Genomic DNA, 24,463 nt, shown 5'->3' with positions numbered 1-24,463 from the left:
AGTTTTAAAGAAGTCACTTTTTTCGTCGAAAACACCCATAGCCGGGGTTTACACCTCCTCATTAAGGGCTGATTAAGGCGAAGAAAATGTACCAAACTTGTCCTAAGTGCGGCTATCAGCGGCAAAATGGCGATATTGCTCCCGAATCCCAGTGTCCAGCGTGCGGGTTGATTTTTACTCGCTGGCTGAAGCAGCGATTTCGCTCGCCAGAGTCATTATCCCCTAGGAGCAGAAATAGCAAAACTGAGGTTTTGCTAGGACAGATCAAGGAAAGGGTACTCTATGTGGAGTCCCCAGTGAGTAGCAGCCGTTTTTATGGCCGTTTACTTCTTTTTGTTGGCTTTGTCCTTTGGGGATGCTGGTTCATCCAGACAGATTACAGCCAATTGACGGGGGGACTTCCCGAAATTAATGGCTCATTTATGCATTTGGTAGATTTGATCTTCCATGAAGCCGGTCATATCCTGTTTATCCCTTTTGGCCAATTTATGACCATCTTAGGGGGCTCGCTGGCTCAGTTACTGATGCCTATGGTTGTAATTGGCGTTTTTCTTTTTCAACAGCGAGATACTTTTGGTGCCAGTATAGGTCTCTGGTGGTTAGGGCAAAGTGTTATGGATCTGGCACCTTACATCAACGACGCTCGGGCTGGTGAACTCCTTCTATTAGGGGGCACAACAGGACGGGATAATCCGGGGCATCATGATTGGCGGAATATCCTGGGCGACTTGGGGCTTCTCGACTACGATCACCTGATCGCAGGAGGGGTAAATCTTATGGGAGAAGTATTGATTTTGCTCTCATTAGTTTGGGGCGGGAATATCTTATATCGCCAATATCAGAATTTAGCACGATAGGAACCAACTCTCACCAAATTCGGCTTTTAAGGCTACAAGATATCGGTTATGGCTCTCCTGGGGGTATCATCATTTCGGATCCACCTTTAATAGGGGTGGAAGCTCAGAAGATGCTAATCTGCCAATCTGAAGAAACGGTTGCTTGAAATGATGAATTTGCTGTAAGCGGAGAAATTTTATAGGATTTCTCATGGTGAGATTGTGGGGTTAATTTTATCCTAAGTTTCTCCAGAGCTTGATTTGCAAGCTCAGCCTTAGCTGATTAACGAGTGCTTGTTAAGGCCGCAGTATTGGGGGTTGGGGCTGTTTGTCCCCATTCGATAAAAGAGCCTAGAAGACATCGCCCATAATCTCATCTATTATTAAATATTTTGTATGTTTTAATTTCATCTCTTAAACCGAGGATTAATCAAATAACCGATATTTCTGGATAAATCCTGAAATAGGTGTAATAGAATAGATTTACCTCCATGTTTTTTTATGTGCCCACTATTTTGTAGGAGGGAGAAGAATGAGAAAAATTGCTTTTTGCTTGGCGCTAGCAATAGGAGCCACTTACGTCAGCCATGTCCTTGCAAGAGAGGACGATGGGAATTTAATGAAGCAGGCTCAGTCCCAATTTAAGCCGATTCCAGATGAGCTACCAACCATCAAGGGCATTACCGTGACACCGGAGAGGGTCGAGCTCGGTAAATGGCTTTATTTCGATCCTCGCCTTTCTAGAAGTTGGTTGATTAGTTGTAATACCTGTCATAACCTAGCGCTTGGAGGGGTAGACCTAGAGGAGACTTCCATTGGCCACGGGTGGGCAAAGGGACCGCGCAATGCGCCTACCGTGCTCAACGCCGTGTTCAATGTTGCACAATTCTGGGATGGACGGGCAGAAGATCTCGCGGCCCAGGCACAGGGACCCGTGCAGGCAGGAGTAGAGATGAACAATACTCCGGAGCGGGTGAAGCAGACTCTTAGAAGTATCCCCGAATATGTTCAGAGCTTTCGAAAGGCCTTTCCCGATGATTCAAACCCAGTTACCTTTGAGAATATGGCCGAGGCCATAGAGACCTTTGAAGCAACCTTATTGACCCCTGGATCGAAATTTGATCAATACCTTAAGGGTGATGCTCAAGCCCTCACCAAAGCGGAGAAAAAGGGGCTTAAGCTTTTTATGGATAAAGGCTGCTCAAGTTGTCACAATGGAATTAACCTAGGTGGCGGGGGCTATTACCCCTTTGGGGTCGTGGAGAAACCTGGTAGCGAGATCCTTCCAACGGAGGACAAGGGGCGGTTTGCAGTGACGAATACAGCCAGTGATGAGTACGTCTTCAAAGTGCCTTCCTTGCGCAATATAGAGTTAACCCCTCCCTACTTCCATTCCGGCGAGGTATGGGATCTTGAACAAGCCGTGGCTATTATGGGGTCATCACAACTGGGTGTAGACCTCAATGACAACGAGACCGCAGCCATTGTGACCTTTTTGAAAACCTTGACGGGTGAGCAACCCAAAGTGGAATATCCTATTCTGCCACCTCACACCAAGGGGACCCCGCTCCCGGTGATAGAGGTTTCCAGCGATGAGAAGATGGGACATTAATCCCATTCCATGAAAATAAATATTCAAATGATCCTCCTAGAGTGATATCTGTAGACCGCCTCTAGGTTTGGCGGCAAGGGACTGCCGCCTTTACTTATAATTTCGGGGGTTATCCCAATCCTATCTATTTCACCGCCACGGCGATGATCGGCATGATCGCCTTGGCCGGAATCGTGGTGCGGAATTCAGTGGTCCTGATCGACTTTATTCGCTATGCCCAAGAGGAAGGACATGAGGGGATGTTTGGCCGGTTGATAATTCCCGTCAAGGAACGAGTCCATCTGTGTGTGCCTACTGGGGCGGTACAACGGATTGGTCAATTGGAATTCGTAGAAGTGGTACATCCTGATGGCAGATTAGAGCGGCGGTTTGTTAGGACCGGTCGTCCTTGCTCTGCGGAAAGTGTCGAGCTTTTAAGCGGTGTTCAGGTGGGGGAAAAGGTGATGATTTTTTCGTAACGGGATCTAATGTGCTAAATTTGTGAACAGGGCATGGGCGTGGGAAATACGACGTCAATAGCCGGTGGAGTTTTAAAATTCAAAGAGACAATGAGGAATGTCATTATGGCTAATATCGTTATTAAGGATCTCCCGGAAAGCGTAGCGCTAGATCAGAAGGCAATGACTGCGGTAATAGGCGGCGGTACACGGTTTCGATTAAATCCCCAGCAGAGCCAGCCTAGCAGCATTTTGGAGCGGCTTGGTTTTAACTTAGCTAATTCATTAGCGGCCAGAAGGGCGATGGCTTCTGGACGGAAGAGCTGATTCTACCCGGTGGCTGAAGGTTGCCCCTGTATCCCGGGACAGCATTTAAGCTAGCGTTGCTGTTTCAGCGGTGGAGACCCGTTGCGCTCAACGGGTCGGATGATGGTAGCCTCCTCATCATCGTGATTCTGGGGAGAAGGATTGGGGGAAGGTAGTGCCGTTGGTTGAGGGGAGGCCCTGTCGTCTAGGCTAATGAGTTCGGTGCGCTCATCTGAGTTGTCTGACTGGATGAGCATGGTATCCGCCATGTCGGTACGATGGGGGAGGATAAACCTGAATTCGTACTTGGCGAAGCGAATTCGATCTCCATTGTGCAATGCCCTTTCTCCCGTGATCTTTTCATCGTTGACAAAGGTGCCATTAATGCTGCCCCGGTCGCTTATCCAGTAAGCATTATCCCGGTATTGAATGAGGGCATGGTCCCGACTGATAACATCATCTTTAATGCAAATGGTTGCCGTATCTTTTGAATTCTCTCCAGGTGCTCTACTAATCCAAGCGAGTTTGCCGGTGATATCGTAGTGGGAGGGACGGGTCAGGCCCTCGAGTTGAGCCGGTGGGATATATTTCCTGGAATTGTCGTCGTCTGTGGGGGTCACAGGAATGGTGGTTCGCCGGGAGCGTTTGATCAACGCTGTCATGATGAGAATGGTGGTTAGCATCAGACTGACAATAGCAACTATCCATTTCCATTCCGCCTTTAACTGGGTCACATAGGGCTGTAACCAAGGAGTATCCCACAGGGATGGAGAGGTACCCTCTTCAGCCTTTTGCTGGGGGGGGAGAGAAGCCGGTTTTCAGCACTTAACGGCGCTGCGGAGTTTTCTGTAGATTCAGAGACAGGGGATTCTACCTGGGATGAGGGAGAATCTGCCGCTAGTCCTGGAATATCAATGGCAGGCACTGCTGGGGCTGCACTGGTAGGGGTGATAGCCTTTCTAATTCGGTTAAATGCCGCTTGCAGATCAGCGGCTTGCGGGGCTCGATAATAAGTTCCCCCTGTCGTATGGGCCAGGATCTGGATGAGATGGAAGTCGGCCGCCTCAGTAAATGCGATTCCGAATACCTTAACGCCTGTCTCAGCGGCCTCCTGGGCTAAATATTCCTGCATCCATCTTGAGAAATCACGGTCCCGTTTTTTGTCACCGGTCTCAATGGGACCGTTAGTTAATAAGATAATGGCTTTTTCAGCCTCAGGACGGCCATAGATTTTTAGTTCATAGAGTGCTCGCTCCATCCCGGCGGCACTATTTCTAAAGCGACCGCTATAGCTGAGTTTATCCAGATTAGCAGCCAGGGCATCCCGTGTTTCCTGGGAAACGGGAACGAGGGGCATCGCGACAGACGTTCCTCCATCAAATAAGATGATGGCGATTTGGGTATTGCCTCTTAGCCCATTGATGAGATTAAGGGCTAATTTTTGGGTAAGAAACTCGGGGTCATTTTCCTGCATGCTTTGGGAATTTTCCAAGAGCAGGACGATGTCTCTTTTTTCGGTTGCGGCCGAGGCAGGCAGGCTACCCCCCAGTAAAAAAGTAAAAACAAGTACTAAGATATTAACTAATCTGGCCATTTTTCCGTTACCTTGCATTCAGGGAGTGCTCTATCCAGTATACTAGCTAGGCATTTTGCCATCTCTCACTTTCTCCTTTATTACCCAAGCCAAAGGGGGCTAAACAATGCATAAGATCAAGCATAGCCTCCATAAAATGAGAGAGGGTACGGAGGCCTATTCTTTTCTCGCCGGAGGAGATAGTTACAGCCTATGCCGGTCAAATCCTTTCCCCTTATGGGGCTATTCTTATTTCTTATGGGCTGTGTTGTTTCCCCCACTCTGAGTCTCGATGCAAAGGCTCGTGAATGGGGGATGACTCGCAAGGTAATACCGGGGGCTGAGTTTCGGCATGTGGTCTATACTCACCATTTCGGGCAACCACGGAAAACCCTCCATGTTTATCTGGACGGTGATGGTTCGCCTTGGATTAACCGAAGGTGGATCTCAAGGGATCCCACCCCGAGAAATCCATTAGCACTTCGACTGATGGCCCAAGATAGTGTTCCCAGCGTCTATTTGGGGCGGCCCTGCTACCATGGTTTGGCTAATGACCCCCCTTGCACCCCCCAGCTTTGGACCTATGGCAGATATTCCCTTCGGGTAGTGGATAGTATGGCGGTAGCACTTACCCATCTATTAGGAGCAGACAATTTCAATGAACTTGTTTTGATCGGCTATAGCGGGGGAGGCGCATTAGCCATGTTGCTTGCCGAGCGCCTTCCGCAAACGGTAGCGGTCGTGACGATTGCTGGTAATCTCAACCCTGTGGCTTGGGCACGACATCATGGGTATACTTCTCTTTGGGATTCTCTTAATCCAAGCCAACAACCGCCCCTTAATCCTGTCATTTTTCAACTCCATTTATTAGGTGGCCGGGACCAGAATATTTTGCCTTCTATGGTGCGCCCTGCTGTGTCTCGGCAGAAGCATGCTAAGCTACATTTATTAGCGGATTTTGATCACGTTTGTTGTTGGTGGAGAATTTGGCCATCTGTGCTCGCTGCCCTTCACTTAAGGGATCACCCAATGGTGTCTGAGACGATGTTAAGCCATTAAGGCAAACTCATGCCATGAAGATGACAGAGTATAGAATTTTTTTCGATGAGCATTTCTGAGGAGCAGGCAAAAGAAGTCTCTTCCCTGAAGATTCCTGGCTATAAGATCCAGAGGATGATCGGTCAGGGGGGGATGGCGAAGGTTTATCTTGCCATCCAGGAGTCCCTCGATCGAAAGATTGCTCTCAAGATCATGACGCCTCCTCTTGATATCGACCATTCATTGTGCGAGCGGTTCTTAAAGGAGGGGAAGATTGTCGCCCAATTAAGCCATCCGAGCATTGTCACTGTGTATGACGTTGGTTGTTTTGGTAACTATTACTATATGGCTATGGAGTATCTTGGCGGGGCTAATCTTAAGCAGCGCATCCAGCAGCAAGCCCCCCTGGCCTGCCCTTTAAAAATTATCCGACAAGTTGCCAGTGCCCTTGGCTATGCCCATGCTCACGGTTTTGTCCATCGGGATGTCAAGCCGGCGAATATTCTCTTTAAGGAGGATGGCACTGCCGTTCTGACTGACTTCGGTATCGCTAAACCGCTGACTGCTCATACTCAGTTGACTGCAGTGGGCTTCTGTGTTGGAACACCCGAATACATGAGTCCGGAGCAAGCGACGGGCAAAAAGCTAGATGGACGTTCTGATCTCTACAGCTTGGGGGTCGTATTCTATGAAATGTTGACAGGCCAAAAACCCTTTATCGGAGAGGACGCGATTGCTACCATTTTGATGCATGCGCAAAGCCCTATTCCTAGTTTACCTTCTCAGTTTGCCACTTATCAGCCCCTTGTGGAGCGCTTGTTAGCTAAAGATCCTAATGACCGATTTGAGGATGCGGGGGCATTAATCACTTTCGTTGATCATTTCTCTGGCCTTGCCGAGAGGGAGGTAGTTCAAAAAACGGGGACTTCGCGTTTGTTTCCTACCCAAGTAATGGCGGGAGAGACCCGAGTATTCATTGAGCCCAGCCCGGAGAAGAAATCATTAATCCACAGGACCAGGCGCTGGACCATGGGGATTGGATTGCTGGCTGTAGTCTTTGTGGGGACTTACCTCTTTTTTTCCCCTCGCTTATAGGGCCTGAATCCAATCAGTCCCCAAAGCAGGTAGAAGCATTTCTTAAGAAATCTCGGGATCAAGAAAGAATCGAACATCTGCTTAATGTTGCTGAAGCCCACGCGGCAATAGGGCGATTAACCGAACCTCCGGGCAGCAATGCCTATGAAGCTTACAAAATGGTGTTAGAAATTGATCCAGAGAATGAACAGGCCCAAAAAGCGCTCCGGAAAATTGAGAAGCTGAGGCTACAAAAGTATGAATAGACTGGGCGGTTGTTCTATTATTTTCTCTAGGAAAAGGGGGAGCTAATCTGCTGATAGGAATTCCCTTAGTGTTTAAGTTTTTATCCATTAAAGCGTGGTTCTCGCTGTGCTAAGCGTATTTCATTATAGAAAAACTTCATTATTGGTAGCGATATCGCCGATACGCGTTGCGTTTTTTTCAAAGGGATCGCGCCCACCGCTTTTAATATTGATCGTGGCCTTAGGGGTGTTCCTGGGGGGGTGTGCTGCAGGTTCGGCGTCGGTAGAGGAGACAAGGGCTAATTCTGGTAACGCCGAGGAATTGTTAATCGTTGACTGTTTGCTTCCGGGGCAGGTCAGAAAGCTTGGCCAGCAGTTTACCTATCTGACTCCCCGTCGACCGATCAAAACCACCATTATAGATTGTGAAATCAGGGGTGGGGAGTATGTGGCCTATGATCGGGCAAATTATGCCACGGCTTTGAAAATATGGCTTCCCAAGGCTCAAGAGGGCGATCCCGCGGCACAAACCTATGTCGGTGAGATTTATGAAAAGGGGCTGGGCGTAAAGGCGGATTATGAGTTGGCTTTCCACTGGTACCAAAAGGCCGCTGCCCAAGGGCTACTCCCGAGCCCAGATCAACCTGGGCTATCTCTATGAGGCGGGCCTAGGGGTCCCACAGGACCTCACTACTGCCATGAATTGGTATCGGAAGGCATCCGGGCTGACGGAGGGAGATTTAGAGTTCGTCTCTTCCATTGAAGCAGCGCAGCGCCAAGCGGTAAAAGAAGAAGCCGTAAGGCTGAGACAAAATGTTGCCCAGTTGCAGAGCCAGCTGCGCGAGGCCAAGGAAATCTTGGAGCGTAGCCAAGCGGAGTTGCAAAGGGCCGAACAAGAACGAGAACTATTATTAAAGCAGCTTGAGGAAGAGATCTTATTAAAGCAAAAACAGCTTGAGGAGCAAGGACGTCTGCTTCCAGCTCCCTCAGGGGATGCGGATGCTCAAAAAGTAGGGGACACGCTAGATAAGGAAACCCGTGCCAAATTAGAAGCGCAGTTACAGGAAACACGACAAGAGCAGCAGCGTTTAATCGGGCTTAGCGCAGCAGCAACTAGAGACAGCCAATTTGCGCCAAGCCTTGGAGCAGCAGGCCCAGGAGGGACTTGGGGGAAAATCAGGCGCTGGACAAGGGGAAGCGCAGCAATGCTTGCAGGCTAAGCTCCAGACTGTGCAGCATGAGGAACGGCAATTACGGCAGACATTGGAGGAACGTAATCAGCGTATTGCGGCATTGCAAACGCAGCTCGTCAGCTCGCGCCAACAGTTAGCCGCTGCTATCCAAGAGATGGAGCGGAAAATAGAGAAAGAACGGCAAGAACAACAGCGGTTGGTGGATAAACTCGCACAGCAGCAATTGAAAACGGCTGATTTGCACCAGGTCTTAGAACAGACCCGGGAAGAGCTTGAGAAACGACGAACCGAACTCCAAACGGCACAAACTCAACGTGAGCAGATGAGAGCGGAACTTGAACGCCTCGAAGCGACAGGCGCTGAGGAAGATAAAGCCGCAGAGGTTGAACGCCTAAAAGCAAAATTAAATCAGCTTCAAAGCGTCGTTAACACCCAAAAAGACAATATTGCTTCATTGGAATCCATACTCCAAGAACAGCGTTCGAAGTTAGCAGAAGAATGGCGCCAGGAACAGGATAAAACCCAGCAGCTACAACTTGCCCTGAATAAGCGCAACGAAGAAATTAAGGTATTGCAAAGTCAGCTTGTGGATTTAGTGGCAGGCCAAAAAGATGCCCACGCAGAAATCAAGGCCTTAGAGGAAGAATTAGCGCGTCGGGATGCTAGAATTAAGCAGCAAAAGCGCGAGCTTGAGCAACAGAAGCAGAAGATTGAGCAACTGATGGCGGAATTGACGGTTCCGGAAGCCTCGGCAATGACTGTCGTTGTAGAGACATCAGCGGTAGGGCCTTCTATTGAGATCATTGAACCCCCCTTGTCGTCCACCCGCGGCAGTTTAAGTGCCCTCTTGCGTTCTGCTGTATCGGATATAGAGCTTGTGGGCAAAGTGGCACCAAAAGATGAGCTATTATCTTTTCGTATTAATGACCAAGCCCAGGAACTACGGGAAAATGGATTATTTAAGCTGCGCTTGTCCATACAGGGACCAGAAACCCCGGTAAATATTGTTGCCATCGATAGTAGCGGAAACCGTACCGCTTTGGATTTCTCAATTGTTCCAGCAACCATAAAAGCTCAAAAAGTAGAAAGGGAAAACCCTCCTGGATTGGGATCGAAAGAGCTAAAAGCCATTGATTTTGGCAACTACCATGCCCTAGTCGTTGGCAATAATCACTACAAACACCTCCCTGACCTTAAAGCGGCCCGGGAGGATGCTCAGGTAGTGGCCGATATACTGGAGGCAAAGTATGGTTTCAACACAAAAGTTTTACTTGACGCGGATCGCTACGCCATTCTTTCTGCACTGAATGAATTTCGGGAGAAGTTGACGGAACAGGACAACTTCCTTCTCTATTATGCAGGGCATGGCCATCTGGAGAATGCCAATTTGCGGGGTTATTGGCTTCCCGTTGATTCTGAGCCAGGTAGTAGCGCCAATTGGATCTCTAATGTTGCCATTACCGATATTCTCAATGTGATGGCTGCGAAACATATATTGGTGGTCGCGGATTCTTGTTATTCAGGGGCGCTGACTCGCTCATCCCTTGCCCGCTTACAGACTGGAATGTCAGGAGAAAATAAAATAAAGTGGTTTAAAGTGATGGCCAAGACTAAGGCGCGTATTGCGTTGACATCAGGGGGCCTTAAACCAGTTCTGGATGCAGGTGCAGGAGATCACTCTATTTTTGCAAAGGCTTTTCTGGAAGTACTCCAGGAGAATAATGATATCCTGGAAGGTTTTCGTTTATACAATGAGATACAAAAACGTGTAGTCCAGGCAGCAGACGCTTTAGGTGTAGAACAAGATCCCCAATATGTACCGATAAAATATGCTGGGCATGAAGCGGGAGAGTTTTTCTTTTTTCCGGCGCGGTTAGCTGCCAAGAGAGTAAAGGAGCCACAGCTGTTTGCCCATGCTCAATAGGGTAACTTTTAAAAGCTATTTTTGGACCCTTCTCCTGCCACTTCCCATTCCAGAAGCGGCAGGAGAAGGCCAAATTTACAATTCCATGCGGGCACCTACCAAGAACACATGGCTTGATATATCCTCTCGATCTAGCAAGACGTCATAGTTGAAAAATGCCGAAACCCCTTTGGCAAAGGTACCCGATATGCCCACCCCAAAGGTATAGAAATTTCTATCGGGGCTTTCAGTAACAATGTTAAAAGGTACGTTTCCCCCTGCCTCCACGAAGGTAGCGGAAATGTTACGACTGTCATCTTCATATTCATGGAACCACTCACCCCGGATAAAGGGTTGTAAAACACCCCATTGGGTACTGACGGCATAGGCAATTTGCGTACCTACCGCCGTAGTTAATGATTCAATCGTTTGATCTGAGTAGCGCACGCCCCAACCGAGAATATCCCGTTCGCTAAATGAATCAATATCAAGATTAATATATTCACCGCGCACATAAGGGCTGATAGTTAAGGCGTTGAGGGAAAAATCGTAGCCCGCACTAATGGCAGCGCTAAATTGATTGCCTTCTGGGGAGGAGGTGGATTGAGTATTGACGACATCGCCTGGAACAGCATAACTGATATTACGGGTGGAGTCATAATCGATCCCACCGTAGGTGGCGACCCAATCAACATGAAAGCTATTAGTCGCATAGAAGGTACCATAGATAGAACCACTATAGGTATCGCTATCTAGCTGGCCTCCTTCTCGATCAAAGTCGGTATCAGTGCGGAGATAATTAAAGGCAAGGCCTAAGATAAAGTTATCAGTAAATCGATAATCAACGCCTGCAATAACGCCTGAGCTGTCGAAATCGAAGCCTAGTTGATTGAAGGTGGAGTCCACATCGCCAAAGCCGCCTAGGCCATTGACAAAAATACCCAGCCGGCTCCATATATCCGCTCCATCTGCTCCTGCTGCGCCACCCGTCCTATTGCTGGGTGACCAGGCAACCGCAGTAGGTTGTCCGTCCACATCATAACCGGCTAGGAGTCCATGGGCCCCGGTACGCAAAGCAAGTATACGGTTAAACTGCAAAATCCGCACCGCTTTGGTTGATTCAGTCCCCTGACTAATAATCTGTTCCGGAGATACCCGCTGTAGAGCATTACGGACCTCCGGCTCTCCTGCGGCTCCCACTAGCGCATTACAGCGTTCTTGGAATGCCGTGGAGTTGCCGAACTCCAGACCTCGCGGGCAGACATCAAGAATTACTCTCTCAATATTAGATTGGGTTGGGTTGAGACCAGAGGCGAGGTTCTCCGGTACCTGAGCCTCCAATGGATTACCCAGCCCTACAAGGGCCACCAAGGTGCTTAATTGGAGCAAAAACCAAGAGAAGGAGTGTTTTTGTAATCCTCCCCGAGATAGGGAGGCCTTAGAAAGGCGAGAAAAAGCGATTTTTAGCATAGTTCTTTTTGCTGTTTATAGAGGTGGGTTAAATTTAATCATTGTTCCCCCCATATTGTTGTTGCTGATGGCTGTAATCACTATTGAGCAATAGCCACCTCCTCTAGGTGAGGCAAATACCTACCCTATAGAATAGCTGGTATTTTAAAGCGAGCCAGTGGTGTCGATGTAAGATATAAAAAATTCTCATCGTCCCTTTTCTATAGGTATAAATGAGGGATTTTAAGAATAACACCGGCCCCTTCTTAGTGTCATGGTATTTATTTTTATCCTTTATAAAGAACCAAAAATACTCACCATTCGCCATCATAGAGTGTTTCTCCCATGGCGACAATTAGCAGCGGAGTTTTGGCAACACCGTTTCTTTGCATTTGGGTTTTGTATAGTGGTTCCCATTGAGATGGAATCCAGCTGGGCTTGGGGCAGGGGTGACAAGACCGTCGGCGGCAAGGGTGAGCCGAGACCGTAGGTCTGATGGCCCCACGCAGACCGGTGAACGCCCGCCCCAGGAAGGGGCGGGTTGGACTTGCTCACCAGACAAGAAAGCCTGATGTGGTAAGCCGGCGTCGAGCCGGACGGATTGACAGCCTGTCTTGTCATCCCTGCCCCAAGTTCCTTAAGTCTAATTTTTAAGTACCTATGAATAAGATATGAGGTGTTTTAGGAGCGAGCTGGTGGTGTTCCGCAAACCCGTTTTTCCTCCCTGAAAAAAGGTTGGATGTGCGCCCTCCCTGGCGCGCCCCCTGAGGGGCCTCCTCCGGATGCCCCGATTCGCTCCCAGCGAATCGGGGCGGGGACTTCCCAGTCCCCTGGCTCCCCACCACCGACTCGTTCCAGGAATACTGCAAAATTTTTACCGAGATACTTAAACTGGAAATGCTATAAATCGCAAGCCTTTAAAGAGCATTCGTTGGGATTATTTTTATGGTATGGATTATGCTCAATGCTGGCAGGTACCCCATCAACCCTTATCGATAGGTGAATATGTGTTGAAATCCTTTTTACTTCCAGCAAAACCATACCGTTTGGCTTCTAATTCGATTTAGCCTCATTCGTTTGATCTTTGATCATCTACTATTTAATTTTAAATTCGATAAACATTTCAGTACCTTCTCAGATAGGTGAAGTTTTCTATGAGTAATAAAGGTGCGCTCCACTGGCGCTCAGCAGCCCGAACCCATAGGGGTAAAATCCGTAGAATTAATGAGGATTCATTTTTGGAGCGAAGCGACTATGGTATTTGGGTCGTTGCGGACGGGATGGGGGGACATGCCGTTGGGGATGTGGCTAGTCAGATGGTAGTGGGTACCCTGGCTGATATGCCCTACCAGCCTGATTTAGAAGCATTCGAGGCAGAGGTTCGACGTCGTTTACAAGAAGTTAATCACCGTTTACGGGAGGAAGCTGCTGTTCGCAATGAGCGAGTCATCGGTAGTACCGTCGTTGTACTGCTTAGTTACGGTCAGCATTGTATCTATCTTTGGGCAGGTGATAGCCGGATTTATGTTTTCCGGGATGGGAGGTTGAGACAACTATCCCACGATCATAGTCATGTAGAAGCACTTATTAACCATGGTTTGCTCGACCGGAGGGAAGCCCAGAATCATCCCTCGGCAGGGGCGATTACCCGGGCGGTCGGTGCTGTTGATACCCTGGAGTTGGATAGGGGTACCTTAGAGGCCAAAAGTGGTGATATTTTTCTTCTATGTAGTGATGGTCTCCATAACGAGGTGAGCGATGAAGATATCAAGGGGATACTTAAGGAGGAAAGTTGCCAGAAAAGTTCTGAAATGTTAGTAGAGCTCGCACTTGAAAGAGGAGGAAGAGATAATGTGACTGTTGTGGTGGTATGTGCCGAAGATCAAATAGATGGAACGATAACCCTCCTAAATCCATTAATGTCAAACCCATGAAGAACAGCAAATTAAAAATTTACCCCGGGTTCCTGGAGCGGAAATCTTTGGCACTTAAACCATGTTTTTTTAAAAGAGTTTGTAAGTGGGAACGATTCATTCCAATTTGTTTAGCCAGTTCCGTTACTTTACCGTTCATTTCCCGAAGGCTCCTTTCAAGGAAAAGTTTTTCAGCTTCATCGCTGGCCGCCTTTTTGACCTCGCTTAGAGAGCTTCCTATTCCGAGCTTGTCAACGTTCACTAGTTGGGAGGATGTGCTTTGGGGGCGAATATAATCCGGTAAATGTTCATAATCGGCGATTTCACCGGCTAGGCAAGAGAGGCGAAAGATAATATTGCGCAGTTCTCGAACATTGCCAGGGTAGCTATAGTTTGATAAAAACGTTTTTAGTCGTGGCGCCATTTTGATGGGGCGACGGTTAAGTTTTTCAGCAGCCTCATCGATAAAATACTCAAAAAGTAGTGCAATCTCATCTCGACGTTCTCGCAAAGGGGGCAGAGTGACATGAATGACGCTGAGTCGATAAAATAAATCCTCACGGAATTTCCCTTGCTGACTCATTTCCCGTAAATTTCGATTGGTGGCTGCCACGATTCGAGCATCTACCTGGGTGATTTCGTCAGAGCCGACTCGTTGGACTTCATTGGACTGTAGTACCCGAAGCAACTTGACTTGACCATGAAGGGGTAACTCACCTATCTCGTCTAGAAAGATAGTCCCCCCATCAGCGCTCTCGAATTTTCCTTTACGATCAGAGGATTCCCCCGTAAAAGCGCCTTTTTTATGACCAAACAGTTCAGATTCAAGCAACTCTTGTGGGATTGCACCGCAGTTGACAGAAATATAGGGTTTATCCTCTCTGCTTCCATTGGCATGGATCACTTTTGCCAACAACTCCTTCCCCGTGCCACTCTCCCCCTCAATGAGTACAGGGAGATCGGTCGGTGCTGCTTTTTCGGCAATTTCTAGTGTTTCCAATAACTTTGGACTTTCACCAAATACACCTTCAAAGACAAAGCTGCGATCTATTAAGGCTTGACGCCGCTCTTTAGCCGGTAGATTCGCGCGCGCTTCAGTAGTGGCCGAGGCGGTTACAAAACGTTCTTTATGTGACAGCCGCATAACTTCATCGCGCAAAGCATTGCATTGGCTGAGGAGTTTTTGTATCTCGGGACGTTCTAACTTGGTTGCCCATCGCAGTGTAGAGCGCAAAATTTCGATCTTCTCAATGAGACCACCGTAGGAAATAGCCGAACTACTTTTGAGGTTATATAGTTTCATGCTCCGCCCGACATTTGTTTTTGAACAAGTTCGTAATACATCCCCTTCCTGTTCACCAATTCTTGGTGCTGTCCCTGCTCCACAATAGCACCATTATAGAGGACCAGGATCTTATCGGCCCGCATGATGGTGCTAAGCCGATGTGCAATGACTACTGCGGTCCTCCCCCTGAGTATATCTTGCATACTTTTTAAAATATTACTTTCAGACTGAGTATCTAAGGCAGAAGTTGCCTCGTCAAAAATGAGTAAACGGGGATCATGGTAAAGGGCTCTGGCAATGCAGATGCGCTGAATTTGTCCCCCAGAGAGGCCTACCCCCCGTTCCCCAACGATCTGTTCATACCCCAAGGGCATTTTGCTGATAAATCCATGGGCATCAGCCATTTTGGCAACTTCTTCAATCCGCCGGCCATCTGGGTTTTCGTCACCTGCCGAAATATTTTCAGCAATAGTGCCAGAAAATAGCAAATTATTTTGCATTACATAACCAATTTGTGCTCGATAGGCTTCTTTATCGACTACCGCCATATCGTAGCTGTCAACAAGGATATGGCCTTCTGTAGGGCCATAGAAACCAACCAAAAGTTTGGCTAGCGTTGTTTTTCCTGAACCGCTATGGCCAACAATAGCGATCAACTCCCCCGCTTTAATTTCAAAGTTGAGGTTTTCAAGCACATAGGGCGTTTCATTACCCCCATACCGGAAATAGACATTCTCAAAGCGGATATTGCCTTCCACATCCGGCAGCACGATGCGAGAGGGTAAGTCCTGGGGCTTTTGTTCGGGTTCCATATCCAGGATATCCCCCAGACGTTCCATCGCCACGCCGGCCTCATGAAGCCGATCCCAGAGCCCCACAAGCCCTAGCAATGGCGACATGACACTGCCCATCAGGGCATTGAAAGCAATCAATTGACCGATGGTCAGTTCTTGGGCCAGGACAAGGCTAGCGCCTATCCATAAAATAACTACTGTCGTGGCAGCATTTAAAAGTTGGCTGGCAAGGCCTACTAGAATTTGAAACTGTTGGGCCCGATACTGGACTTCAAGGGAATGCGCATATTTCTTTTCCCATTTTAGGCGCATCGGCCGCTCGATTCCCATCCCTTTGATAGTTTCTGCTCCCCCAATCGTTTCCATGAGAATTGCTTCCGACTCGGTCGAGGCAGCAAAGGCTTCACGAGCGTATCTTTTTAGTTTTGGCGTTACCGAAACGGTTAAAATCAGTAATGGGATGACAAATCCAATAAGGATTAAGGTCATCTTGACATTCTAGAAAAAGAGGGCGGTGAAATAGATAAAAACCATCAATAGATTAAGAACAGTTGTGATGGTCGATTCGGTTAAAAATGCCTGTATAGTCTGATTTTCTTGGAAGCGCGCGAAGATATCGCCAGTTTTGCGTTTAAAGAAAAAGGAAATGGGTAGAGATAGGGTATGCTTAAAGAATTCTGACATCATCGCAAAGTCCATTTTTCGTATCATAAAGTTAGATAAAAAAGCACGCAGCATTGATGTCAGCTGCATAAAAATATTCGTTATTACCAAACCGACAATTAGCAGATGAAGAAGATCAACGTTTTGATGGACAATTACCCGATCTAAAATATATTGAATAATAATGGGGGGGCTACACCAAGGACTTGGATAATAAAAGTAGCCAAGAAAATATGGGCAAGCATTTTCTTATGGGGCTTGAGATACCTGATAAAGCGAAGCCATGGTGAGCGAGTAGTTGCAATCTGTACTAAGTCTGAGCCTGGCGTAAATAATAAGCAGGTACCACTCCAGCCTTTTTCAAATTCCTCTACTGTAAATTTTCGGAAACCGATGGCAGGATCTGCAACCCAGACATGTTCATCGGAAATACCGTAGACAACGAAATAGTGATAACCATTCCCAATGGGCGATAAATGGTAGTTCAAAACCCAAGAGAGACTGGTAAGTACATTGTACTCCGCGGGTAGTGAAGCCAAGTGCTTCACCGACTCGGGCTATACTATCAAGGGTGGCACCTTCAGTGGTGACGTTTGCCATCTCACGTAGCTTTCCCATTGTGATAGGAATGCCGTAGTGTTTACAAATCATTGATAGGCAAGCTGCCCCACAGTCCATCTCTTCAGCTTGCTCAACCAAAGGAAAACGCCGGATAATTCTTTCACCCCGTCTTGGTTTTGAATGTAAATCGAGCATTAAAGGGCGCTTCCGGCGTTCGGCGAGTTTTCTTTGGCGGTGCAATTCCCGTTCGGTAAATTGAATCCGTTCCTCAAGTATTTCTCGGAGCTTGGGATTGCGCTCCAACATGAAGTGGGCAGCTTGTTCTGGAATGACTAATAAGGTTGTATCAGTATCAGCAACGGCGGAAACAGGTTGTTCTTGCCGCAATAGGCAAGCTTTATCGCCAAAAATATCTCCTTGGTGTAAGGTGGCGAGATGATACTTGGTACCATGCTCCTCCCGGAGGATGCTTACTTCACCTTGGCGTACAACGTACAGTCGTCGATCTTTGCGGGAGTCTTGTTCGAGAATGATTTGCCCAGGCTCTACCCGTTTGATGCCAACGCTGCGCACTAAATTCTCAACCTCACTTTGGCTAACTTTTTTACGCAGGTCAAAAAGTTGGGAGATAAACCCGCCTGCGGAGCGTATCGCCACATAACTGGCTATAAATTTTTGCGTATCCTTGCTCTTTTCTAAGAGAGGTAAAAATGCTTCACGTGGTATAAATAAAATCTCTGTCTTTGCTGAGGCGCGCACCGAGGATTCATGCCGATATTCCCGAATAATCGCAATCTCACCGAAAACATCCCCCTGTTTTCGCAGTCCCATACTAATTTCCTTTCCTATCTGTTCGGTAAAAATGCGGACCATCCCGGACTTGACAATATAGAGACCACTGCTGGTGTCACCGACCTGGCAGACAGTATCACCAAGATCAAAGAATTTTGATTCGGCTTGCGCCGCTAATTCTTCTATTTCCGAGCGGCTAAAGACAGAGAGAATTTCGACAGAAGAAAGGAATTCAACGAGGGCTTCGTTACTCACAAAAGGACTCCTTCTAGCCATAGGCGGATTACAATGCTTCTATTCGGTGTTCCTGGGCCTGGATAGACAACCAATCATCCACGACTAAACGGCGTACCTCGGACTTCGTTTCTTCATCAAGTTTAGCCTCATGCTTGGCAGTTACCTTAAAAATTTCAAAAAAAGAGCCATCACTAGATGCGAAGGGGCCAAGAGGTTCGCCAACAGGGGCATTGAAAACTTTACTCTCAACTTCCGTTTACAATGAACCTCGCAGCACTTTGCCAACCATGCCATGGTGGTCTCGGGTATCTGCGATGGAGTGCTCCTTTGCTAATTCTGGGAAAAGTTCCGGTTCTTCTTCGAGAATGGAAAAAATTTCTTTTGCTTTACCCTCGGATTTGAGGACAATATGACCCAATTCAATGCTTTCAAATTTTGGTGAGTGCATCCGGAAGTATTCTTCTATGGCGTCCTCACTACAAACTTCAGCCATGATCTTTTCTTGATAGAGGATCTCAATAATGAAGTTTTCAAAGTCATCTAGAGAAACGCTAATAGCATCAAGAAATTGATTCATGTCTTTAACCCGGTGCAGACCGTAGACACGCCGGAATTGATCGGCCCGCTCTTGGACCTCATTAGTCGTTAAGGAAATTCCCCGCCGTTTAGCGGCGTGAACCTTGAGCTTATCTCTAACCATTTCCTCAATAAGCTCTTCAAATCGTCCAGTGAGTTTGAGCGTTTTTAGAAAAGCATCAGCAGTGATAACTTCGTCATCAATTCTTACGATATCTTTCATGGTGTGCCTCCATTTCTCTTGGAAACCCGGGGACTCAGTGTTATCAATATCCCAAATTAAAAAGTTCTTAATACTGTCTATTAGCCAGCCACCTTCCGGAAAGGATCTAATGCCAAATCAATCAAACGCCGCTCTCGGACCACGATCTCTGCTGTGGCTGTCATTCCATACCGTAGAGGATAGTCAACCTCCTCGATAGAGAAATAAGTCTTCTCTAACCCTATATGGCCTGTATACACTAGATTTTTATCTTGGGAGGAGGGTTTCGCCGCCGGCGAAATATACTCTAGTGTTCCATCAATCGCGCCATAGCGTTGATAGGGGAAAGCGCTGAATTTGGCTTTCACGGGTAAGCCTTCTTCAAGAAATCCCCGATCTTTTTCTGGAATCTCAATTTTCAGGATGGCTCTCGACTTTTCAGGGGCGATGGCACCTAGGGGAGTGTTAGCTTGGACTTTGTCTCCGATCTGGGTATAGGTGATTTCAGTGATAACACCGGAAACAGGCGCCAGAATACGTAGGAAATTATCTTCGTCAATGTTTTCAAATTTAATCCGTGAGGCTGCTTCTGCAGCCAAGCGAGCACCGCGAAGATTTATGAGTAGCCGGTTTTCCTCTCGCTTGATGTCATCAAGGAGGGCCTCATATTTAATTCGAAGTTTGATTAGCTCTTGATCGCTTCCTTCTAGTTACGATTTGGCTTGTGAATACTCATTGCTCAATTCATAATCTAGTTTTCCAAACTGAGCTTTAGCGATCCGATAATTGGTTGCGGCGGAAAGATAATCACTTTTCTTTTCTTCAACTTGATTTTTTGAAACGCCTCCTCCTCCCGGATTATTGAATAGTCGCTTATATTTTTCCCATTTGCGTTTGGCGATTTCCAGTTGCCTTGCTGCTTTATCAAGTGTTCCTCGTGCTTCTTCTAGTCTTGCTTTTTGGGCCTCGGCCAGTTTCCTTAGGACCTCCGATACCCGCTTTTTATGGCGTTCTTCAGCAATGGCAATTTGTTTTTTAAGGGCTTCGGCTTGACGCATGAGTAGGCTTTTTCGCTCAGGCCATGCCTTGTATTCCCGTTCTACTTCTGCAAGTTTGAGTTCTGCATCCAGGGCGTTTGTTGCTGCTTCAATGGCTCCCCGTGCATTAAGACGGGCGAGGACATCACCTTTGAGTACGGGTTGTCCCTCAGCCATATAAATATCCACGATTTCACCACCAATAGGAGCATAAAAGCGGCGTGCTTCAGAGTCTGGACTTAGAGAACCGTGGGTAGTGACGATCACATCTGCTCGCCCTACAAAAGACCAGATGATACCGGCAAGCAGCAGTGCGACCAAAACACCGATCGTGGCTCCCATGAGACGTGAAGGCTCAGAGGTCAATATGGCAATGCCCTCGGTACTATGCTCTCCTAAAGCCTCAGGAAAGCTTTTATAGCTGCGTTCTTTTGAACTCATAGTCGCCTCTTAGGGTAGCTTTCTGTTATCAATGAAGGATCGCAACGGTAATGATAGCTTTGTGGTGCATTATCCTATTGATTACTATAAGAAGGCTCCACAATGAGCTTGAGTTTGGCTTCTAGCAAAGCATTGTCTAATACCATACTTAATTCCCTTAATGATTGCCGTTGTAATCTAATTTCTCGGATAATTTTCTGGTAGAGGACTTTGGCCTCAGCGGGGAAATCAAGCTGTATTAATTTATAAGTATGCATGGCTTCGGCCAAATAATTATGAGCCTGGGTTAACAGGTGAGACCGTACTCTAAAAGTATCTGATATAGTAGTCTCGAGTTGATGAATGCCCTCAATCCCTCCTTCTTCTAGATAAGTGGACCATTGTTTTTGGGCTCTGGCTATTATTTCTTGCGCTTTAGCCAGAGCTTTCTCTTTATGGTATTTAAAATCTTCGGCAAGAAGGCGTGAAAATAGATATCTTGTTCAGGATCTAAAGAATTATAGAAGGTGAATAAGTGTTCTCTATAATTATCGCTCTCCTGTGCCTCTTTTAAGGTAAGAAAATTCCGAAGAATTTGTGTATTTCGCTGTAGCCTTTGGCTTGCTAGCTCTGTCCATTCCCCATGGTTTAGGCTTTTTAACAGTGACAGTGACTGCCGTATCTGCCCTGACTGCCAGGCTTCAGACGCCTGTTGAAATTGCTCATTGATTTTAGGGGGCAACATGACAGCAGCTTGCAACTCAGCTAACTTTTCTTTAAATGGTGGAGTAATGGGTGCTAATGTCTTAATTTTTTTGGAAATATGAATAGCGTTGGTTTGGCCGATATCCGCTTGGAACGTGAGGTACTTTTCCAGATCAGATTGCAGATTATCAATACCGTTAATGCGGGGGTATTTATCAGAGAACTCCTTAAATATGGATGTAAGCTCCTTTGCCTTGTTGAATTCAAGTTTTTCTTTTATGGTGGTCTTTAATTTCTCGATTGCAGTAAGATAAGCTGCCTTCTCGTTTTGTAAGGTTCGTAGAGAGCTAAAAATTTGGTTATATACGGATTTAAACTCCGGAGCTAGAGTAAGGATATGAGTCATTAAGCGACGGTTGTTTGTCCGTTCGCTATCCCACCGCTCAATTAAGGAGTTGATTGAATTTTCATGCTTATAGATGGTAATCGGTGTATCAAGGCCGCCACGTTTATAAATAAATTCTTCCATGTCGACGATCCAGCCTAATAGCTTTAGCATAGGTAGGAGATCGCTATTAAGCGGGTTCTGATACTTAGCCTGCTCTACTATCCCATTCGCGTTTGCAAAGGCATGGTTGTCAAGTTGTGCTATCCAGTCAGGCATTATTGATTTAAGCAAACTTTCTGTTGCCAGATCTTTAATTTCTTTGTTCTCAGGATTCTTTTCTAAGTACTCGTTGGCTAGAGAAACGGCTTCTCCATAATGACCCTGTTCGAGCAGTTCTTCAATTTCCTGTTGGTGGTTGCTCGTCAGGTAAACGCCTACTGCAAGAATAAGCGTTCCGGCGGTAGTTGCTAAAATGATACGAAATCGTTTTCTTTTCTTGGGATCTTTTTCTGAAAGTTCATTATTTACTTCTGAAAGAAAAATTTTTGCTTTTCTAATCCATCTTGGGGTGGTGTTGCTTATTGATGGTTGGTCTTTGGCAGAAGATTGGGAAGAATGAGTGCTAGCAGCAGAACTGCTATCTTCACCGTTTGTAGGTTGATTGCCGGCTTTCTCCTCGTCAATGCAAAAAATATCCAAAAAAGAAGTCGCGGAGGCTACAAAAGTTGTTTTTGCTGGTTCTGGATGGAGTCGATCGACCCGGTTTGTGGAATATGAGGGTCGGTCGGATATTTTGAGCTCCTGATCCTCAGAGCCCTCCATGGCTATCGTATAAACAAAATGATTTCCACCAAAGGCAATTGTATCGCCATTGTTAAGGTGCCTTGCATGCTCATCTAAGCGGCTGCCTGAAACAAAGGTTCCGTTGGTGCTTCCTAGGTCTTCAACGTAGAGAGCACCCTCTTTTAAAAAAAATGGGCATGACGCCGGGAAATAAAATTAACTTCTTGTGGGTGTTGATCTTTGTACCGCAGAAAAATTTCGTTGGTTTTGCTAACTAGAAACGGGAACTGGGAAATCACAATGGAAGCAAGGTTGGTATCTGTTCGGTGCGGGACAAGAGTAAGGCGAATGGAAGGAGTTATAGGTTCTGAGGCAGCATGGGGAGAGTTATACTGGACTATATCCGCCTGATAAGTCAGTATGCCGGCAAAACATATTTGGTCACCAGAGTGAAGTTCTAGGGGAGTGTTGCAAATAGGGTTACCATTGACAGTGGTCCCATTATGGGAACCCAGATCGGCAAGATAAACCCTATTATTTTCCTTAAATATTCGCGCATGGCGTCGGGAAAGTGCGGCAATCAAATCCCGTGGATAGGTTGAAAAAGGTGCCTCATTGCGGCCAATAGGAAATAAAGACTCCTCTACGAGGATTTTGCCTAGCTCGGGATGAGACAAGGGCTTGAGTGCAACATTTAATCTTTTTTCTGCGACGGCGTACATAGGTCATTGACTATAAGATAATGGTGATGAGTGCTTCACCCTATTGAAGGGATTGCTGGATATTCGTCTTTGGCCAACCACCTCCTAGCGCTTTATATAGGGTGACAGTGCTGGATAGAATTTGTTGATAATTGCTGAGCATGGCCAGTTCTGCCGCTAGTAAGGATCGTTGAATCTCAAAAACCTGCAGTTGAGATATTAAGCCTTCCTCCAATTGGGCCTGGATCTGATCCGAGACAATTTTTAGATCGACAATTTGTTGCTCTAATTCTCTTTTTTGTTCTTTTCGGCTTGCCAAATTCGTGAGTGCATTTTCAACTTCTTCAAAGGCCTGGAATACCGTGCGGCGATATTTCTCCGCAGCTACTTTAGCTTCAGCCTTGCTTACTTTGATTCGCGCATTAATGTTGGGATCAAAGATAGGAAAATTGATGGACGGCATAATTCCAAAAGTCCACATTTTCATTAAATCAGTCAACTCAAAGCTAGCGGTGCCCCCTCTGGCTGTCAATGTGATGGAGGGAAGCTTGGCTAACTTCGCCTGACCAGAGAGTTCATGGGCTTGAAGAATACGGTATTCTGCAGCGATAATATCGGGCCGCCGTGATAAGAGGTCTGCCGGTAGACCTGAAGGTACGCCAATGATATCTACGCTGTCCTGGAGATAACTACGGGGAACTTGCAGTTCACCGGCGGGAATTCCAAGCAATGTGGCTAGGGCATTTTCAGTGACGGTGCGTAAGCGATGGAGTTCTAGCAGCCCCGTGTTCAGTCGGCTAATTTCTGCTTTCTGTTGCAATATCTGGGTTTCGGGAATGAGCCCTTCTTGATGCATGGACTCATAGATGGCTAAGATTTCCTCATTCTGGTTCAAGTAGGCTTGTTGCCGCTGGATTTGTTCATCGAATTGGCGAATTTGGAAATAGGAGGTGGCAACATTGGAGACTAACGTTAAATATCCTGCTCGCCAATCTGCCTCGGTGGTTTTATAAGCAGCCGTTTGCGCCTTAACACCCTTTCTAAACTTGCCCCAGATATCCAGTTCCCAGTTCAGTGCGCTGGCGGCGTTGTACTGGGTGGTTGAAGATTGTCCGGTAACCTTCTGGGTGTTTACTCCAAATCCTAAATTTACGGTGGGTAGTGCCCCCGCTCTTGCTTGCTCGATGGCCACTTCTGCAACTTCGCTGCGGGCAGCTAATATTTTAAGGTCGATGCTTTGGGCAATCGCTTTTTCGATCAGACTGTCAAGGTAGGGATCGCCAAAGGCAGTCCACCAGTCCAATCGTATTGCTTCTGCTGTCGAGGTGCCCCGTGACCATTCCTTTTTAACGGGAAGCTCCGGGCGTTGGTAGGCGGGGCCACCCAAATTGGCGCAAGAGGGCAAAATAAGTAAACAAATGCCGACAATAAGCCATAGCAATACGAGGTTAAGCATACCGTTTTGGTACTCAGGATAAGCGATGGAGAGTAAACGATGAAGCACTAATTTTTGGGTTTGAGCCCGCATTTCTCTACTCTCCCGCATAGATACAGCCCCTTGCCTCGGGGGGTTATCCTTGCGACTAAGGCAGTCATATCGCCATAGCAAATTAAAAGTATAATACATCAGTTAATCAAGGAATTAACTTAAATAAGAAGTAAAATTTTCGGCCCGTTGTACAGCATATGGTGGTTGACCGTTGGCTTTGTTTGGGACTCATAGCATCACTTTACCTGTAA

General features: G+C 46.9%; 22 protein-coding genes and 2 pseudogenes. 10 read left to right on the top strand and 14 right to left on the bottom strand.

What is annotated here, in order from left to right:
* The first annotated feature begins 86 nt into the window (after positions 1–86).
* The 4 genes from E3U44_RS00255 (at position 87) to E3U44_RS00240 (ending at position 3,212) form a co-directional block, all read left to right on the top strand.
* Entirely contained in the window at positions 87–857 is a 771-nt protein-coding gene (locus E3U44_RS00255; protein WP_134356125.1) for a zinc ribbon domain-containing protein, read from the top strand.
* A 511-nt stretch (positions 858–1,368) separates the two neighbouring features.
* On the top strand, positions 1,369–2,448 hold the full coding sequence (locus tag E3U44_RS00250) for a cytochrome-c peroxidase (RefSeq protein ID WP_134356124.1): 1,080 nt from the start codon (positions 1,369–1,371) through the stop codon (positions 2,446–2,448).
* A 152-nt stretch (positions 2,449–2,600) separates the two neighbouring features.
* Positions 2,601–2,906 carry an efflux RND transporter periplasmic adaptor subunit gene (locus E3U44_RS00245; RefSeq protein ID WP_206054856.1) on the top strand — a complete coding sequence of 102 codons (306 nt, stop codon included), beginning with the start codon at positions 2,601–2,603 and terminating at the stop codon, positions 2,904–2,906.
* A gap of 105 nt (positions 2,907–3,011) precedes the next feature.
* Complete coding sequence (locus tag E3U44_RS00240) at positions 3,012–3,212, top strand: hypothetical protein (RefSeq protein WP_134356123.1); 201 nt, start codon at positions 3,012–3,014, stop codon at positions 3,210–3,212.
* Positions 3,213–3,262: 50 nt separating this feature from the next.
* Here the strand turns inward: E3U44_RS00240 and E3U44_RS00235 are convergent, their stop codons facing one another.
* Together E3U44_RS00235 and E3U44_RS00230 are read right to left on the bottom strand one after the other, a co-directional pair.
* Positions 3,263–3,925: an FHA domain-containing protein gene (locus E3U44_RS00235; protein WP_134356122.1), complete on the bottom strand. Its 663-nt coding sequence runs from the start codon at positions 3,923–3,925 to the stop codon at positions 3,263–3,265.
* Positions 3,922–4,785 carry a vWA domain-containing protein gene (locus tag E3U44_RS00230; RefSeq protein WP_166804974.1) on the bottom strand — a complete coding sequence of 288 codons (864 nt, stop codon included), beginning with the start codon at positions 4,783–4,785 and terminating at the stop codon, positions 3,922–3,924. The genes E3U44_RS00235 and E3U44_RS00230 overlap by 4 nt, the downstream gene beginning before the upstream one ends.
* A 192-nt stretch (positions 4,786–4,977) precedes the next feature.
* Between E3U44_RS00230 and E3U44_RS00225 the strand changes: the two genes are divergently transcribed.
* The 5 genes from E3U44_RS00225 to E3U44_RS00205 all read left to right on the top strand — a co-directional run bounded on the left by E3U44_RS00225 (position 4,978) and on the right by E3U44_RS00205 (position 10,238).
* Complete coding sequence (locus E3U44_RS00225) at positions 4,978–5,823, top strand: alpha/beta fold hydrolase (protein WP_134356120.1); 846 nt, start codon at positions 4,978–4,980, stop codon at positions 5,821–5,823.
* A gap of 45 nt (positions 5,824–5,868) precedes the next feature.
* A complete protein-coding gene (locus tag E3U44_RS00220) occupies positions 5,869–6,897 on the top strand; it encodes a serine/threonine-protein kinase (RefSeq protein WP_134356119.1) in 1,029 nt (342 codons plus the stop codon).
* 459 nt (positions 6,898–7,356) lie between these two features.
* Positions 7,357–7,782, top strand: a complete 426-nt coding sequence (locus tag E3U44_RS00215) for a tetratricopeptide repeat protein (protein ID WP_166804973.1) — start codon at positions 7,357–7,359, stop codon at positions 7,780–7,782.
* Positions 7,700–8,341 carry an SEL1-like repeat protein gene (locus tag E3U44_RS00210; protein ID WP_134356117.1) on the top strand — a complete coding sequence of 214 codons (642 nt, stop codon included), beginning with the start codon at positions 7,700–7,702 and terminating at the stop codon, positions 8,339–8,341. Before E3U44_RS00215 ends, E3U44_RS00210 begins: the two co-directional genes overlap by 83 nt.
* Entirely contained in the window at positions 8,250–10,238 is a 1,989-nt protein-coding gene (locus E3U44_RS00205) for a caspase family protein (RefSeq protein ID WP_134356116.1), read from the top strand. Before E3U44_RS00210 ends, E3U44_RS00205 begins: the two co-directional genes overlap by 92 nt.
* A 75-nt stretch (positions 10,239–10,313) precedes the next feature.
* Here E3U44_RS00205 and E3U44_RS00200 read toward each other — a convergent pair whose 3' ends face one another.
* A complete protein-coding gene (locus E3U44_RS00200; protein WP_134356115.1) occupies positions 10,314–11,687 on the bottom strand; it encodes an autotransporter outer membrane beta-barrel domain-containing protein in 1,374 nt (457 codons plus the stop codon).
* A gap of 1,133 nt (positions 11,688–12,820) precedes the next feature.
* Between E3U44_RS00200 and E3U44_RS00195 the strand changes: the two genes are divergently transcribed.
* Positions 12,821–13,600 carry a PP2C family protein-serine/threonine phosphatase gene (locus E3U44_RS00195; RefSeq protein WP_134356114.1) on the top strand — a complete coding sequence of 260 codons (780 nt, stop codon included), beginning with the start codon at positions 12,821–12,823 and terminating at the stop codon, positions 13,598–13,600.
* A gap of 19 nt (positions 13,601–13,619) precedes the next feature.
* Here E3U44_RS00195 and E3U44_RS00190 read toward each other — a convergent pair whose 3' ends face one another.
* The 11 genes and pseudogenes from E3U44_RS00190 to E3U44_RS00155 form a co-directional block, all read right to left on the bottom strand.
* On the bottom strand, positions 13,620–14,882 hold the full coding sequence (locus E3U44_RS00190) for a sigma-54 interaction domain-containing protein (protein ID WP_134356113.1): 1,263 nt from the start codon (positions 14,880–14,882) through the stop codon (positions 13,620–13,622).
* Positions 14,879–15,676, bottom strand: a complete 798-nt coding sequence (locus tag E3U44_RS19755; protein WP_240761845.1) for an ATP-binding cassette domain-containing protein — start codon at positions 15,674–15,676, stop codon at positions 14,879–14,881. Before E3U44_RS19755 ends, E3U44_RS00190 begins: the two co-directional genes overlap by 4 nt.
* A gap of 87 nt (positions 15,677–15,763) precedes the next feature.
* A pseudogene (locus tag E3U44_RS19750) lies at positions 15,764–16,501 on the bottom strand (ABC transporter transmembrane domain-containing protein); the annotation flags it as partial.
* Positions 16,486–17,950: pseudogene (locus E3U44_RS19745) on the bottom strand (cysteine peptidase family C39 domain-containing protein). The pseudogenes E3U44_RS19745 and E3U44_RS19750, both read right to left, overlap by 16 nt.
* Positions 17,951–18,167: 217 nt before the next feature.
* The gene (locus E3U44_RS00180) at positions 18,168–18,710 is read right to left on the bottom strand and encodes a peptidylprolyl isomerase (RefSeq protein WP_240761669.1); all 543 of its coding nucleotides are present in this window, start codon (positions 18,708–18,710) and stop codon (positions 18,168–18,170) included.
* Positions 18,711–18,790: 80 nt separating this feature from the next.
* Positions 18,791–19,288 carry a beta-barrel domain-containing protein gene (locus E3U44_RS19490; RefSeq protein ID WP_206054855.1) on the bottom strand — a complete coding sequence of 166 codons (498 nt, stop codon included), beginning with the start codon at positions 19,286–19,288 and terminating at the stop codon, positions 18,791–18,793.
* A gap of 111 nt (positions 19,289–19,399) precedes the next feature.
* The gene (locus tag E3U44_RS19485; protein WP_206054854.1) at positions 19,400–20,167 is read right to left on the bottom strand and encodes an HlyD family secretion protein; all 768 of its coding nucleotides are present in this window, start codon (positions 20,165–20,167) and stop codon (positions 19,400–19,402) included.
* Between the two features lie 74 nt (positions 20,168–20,241).
* Positions 20,242–20,424, bottom strand: coding sequence for a hypothetical protein (locus tag E3U44_RS00170; protein ID WP_134356112.1), 183 nt, complete (start codon positions 20,422–20,424; stop codon positions 20,242–20,244).
* A 143-nt stretch (positions 20,425–20,567) separates the two neighbouring features.
* Positions 20,568–22,061: a hypothetical protein gene (locus E3U44_RS00165; RefSeq protein ID WP_240761668.1), complete on the bottom strand. Its 1,494-nt coding sequence runs from the start codon at positions 22,059–22,061 to the stop codon at positions 20,568–20,570.
* A 143-nt stretch (positions 22,062–22,204) separates the two neighbouring features.
* Positions 22,205–22,744, bottom strand: a complete 540-nt coding sequence (locus E3U44_RS00160) for an FHA domain-containing protein (protein ID WP_134356111.1) — start codon at positions 22,742–22,744, stop codon at positions 22,205–22,207.
* Between the two features lie 40 nt (positions 22,745–22,784).
* Positions 22,785–24,251, bottom strand: coding sequence for an efflux transporter outer membrane subunit (locus E3U44_RS00155; protein WP_240761667.1), 1,467 nt, complete (start codon positions 24,249–24,251; stop codon positions 22,785–22,787).
* Positions 24,252–24,463 lie beyond the last annotated feature (212 nt).

It is taken from the genome of Nitrosococcus wardiae (assembly GCF_004421105.1).
Lineage (GTDB): Bacteria > Pseudomonadota > Gammaproteobacteria > Nitrosococcales > Nitrosococcaceae > Nitrosococcus > Nitrosococcus wardiae.
This window is presented reverse-complemented; position numbering and strand designations above follow the sequence as displayed.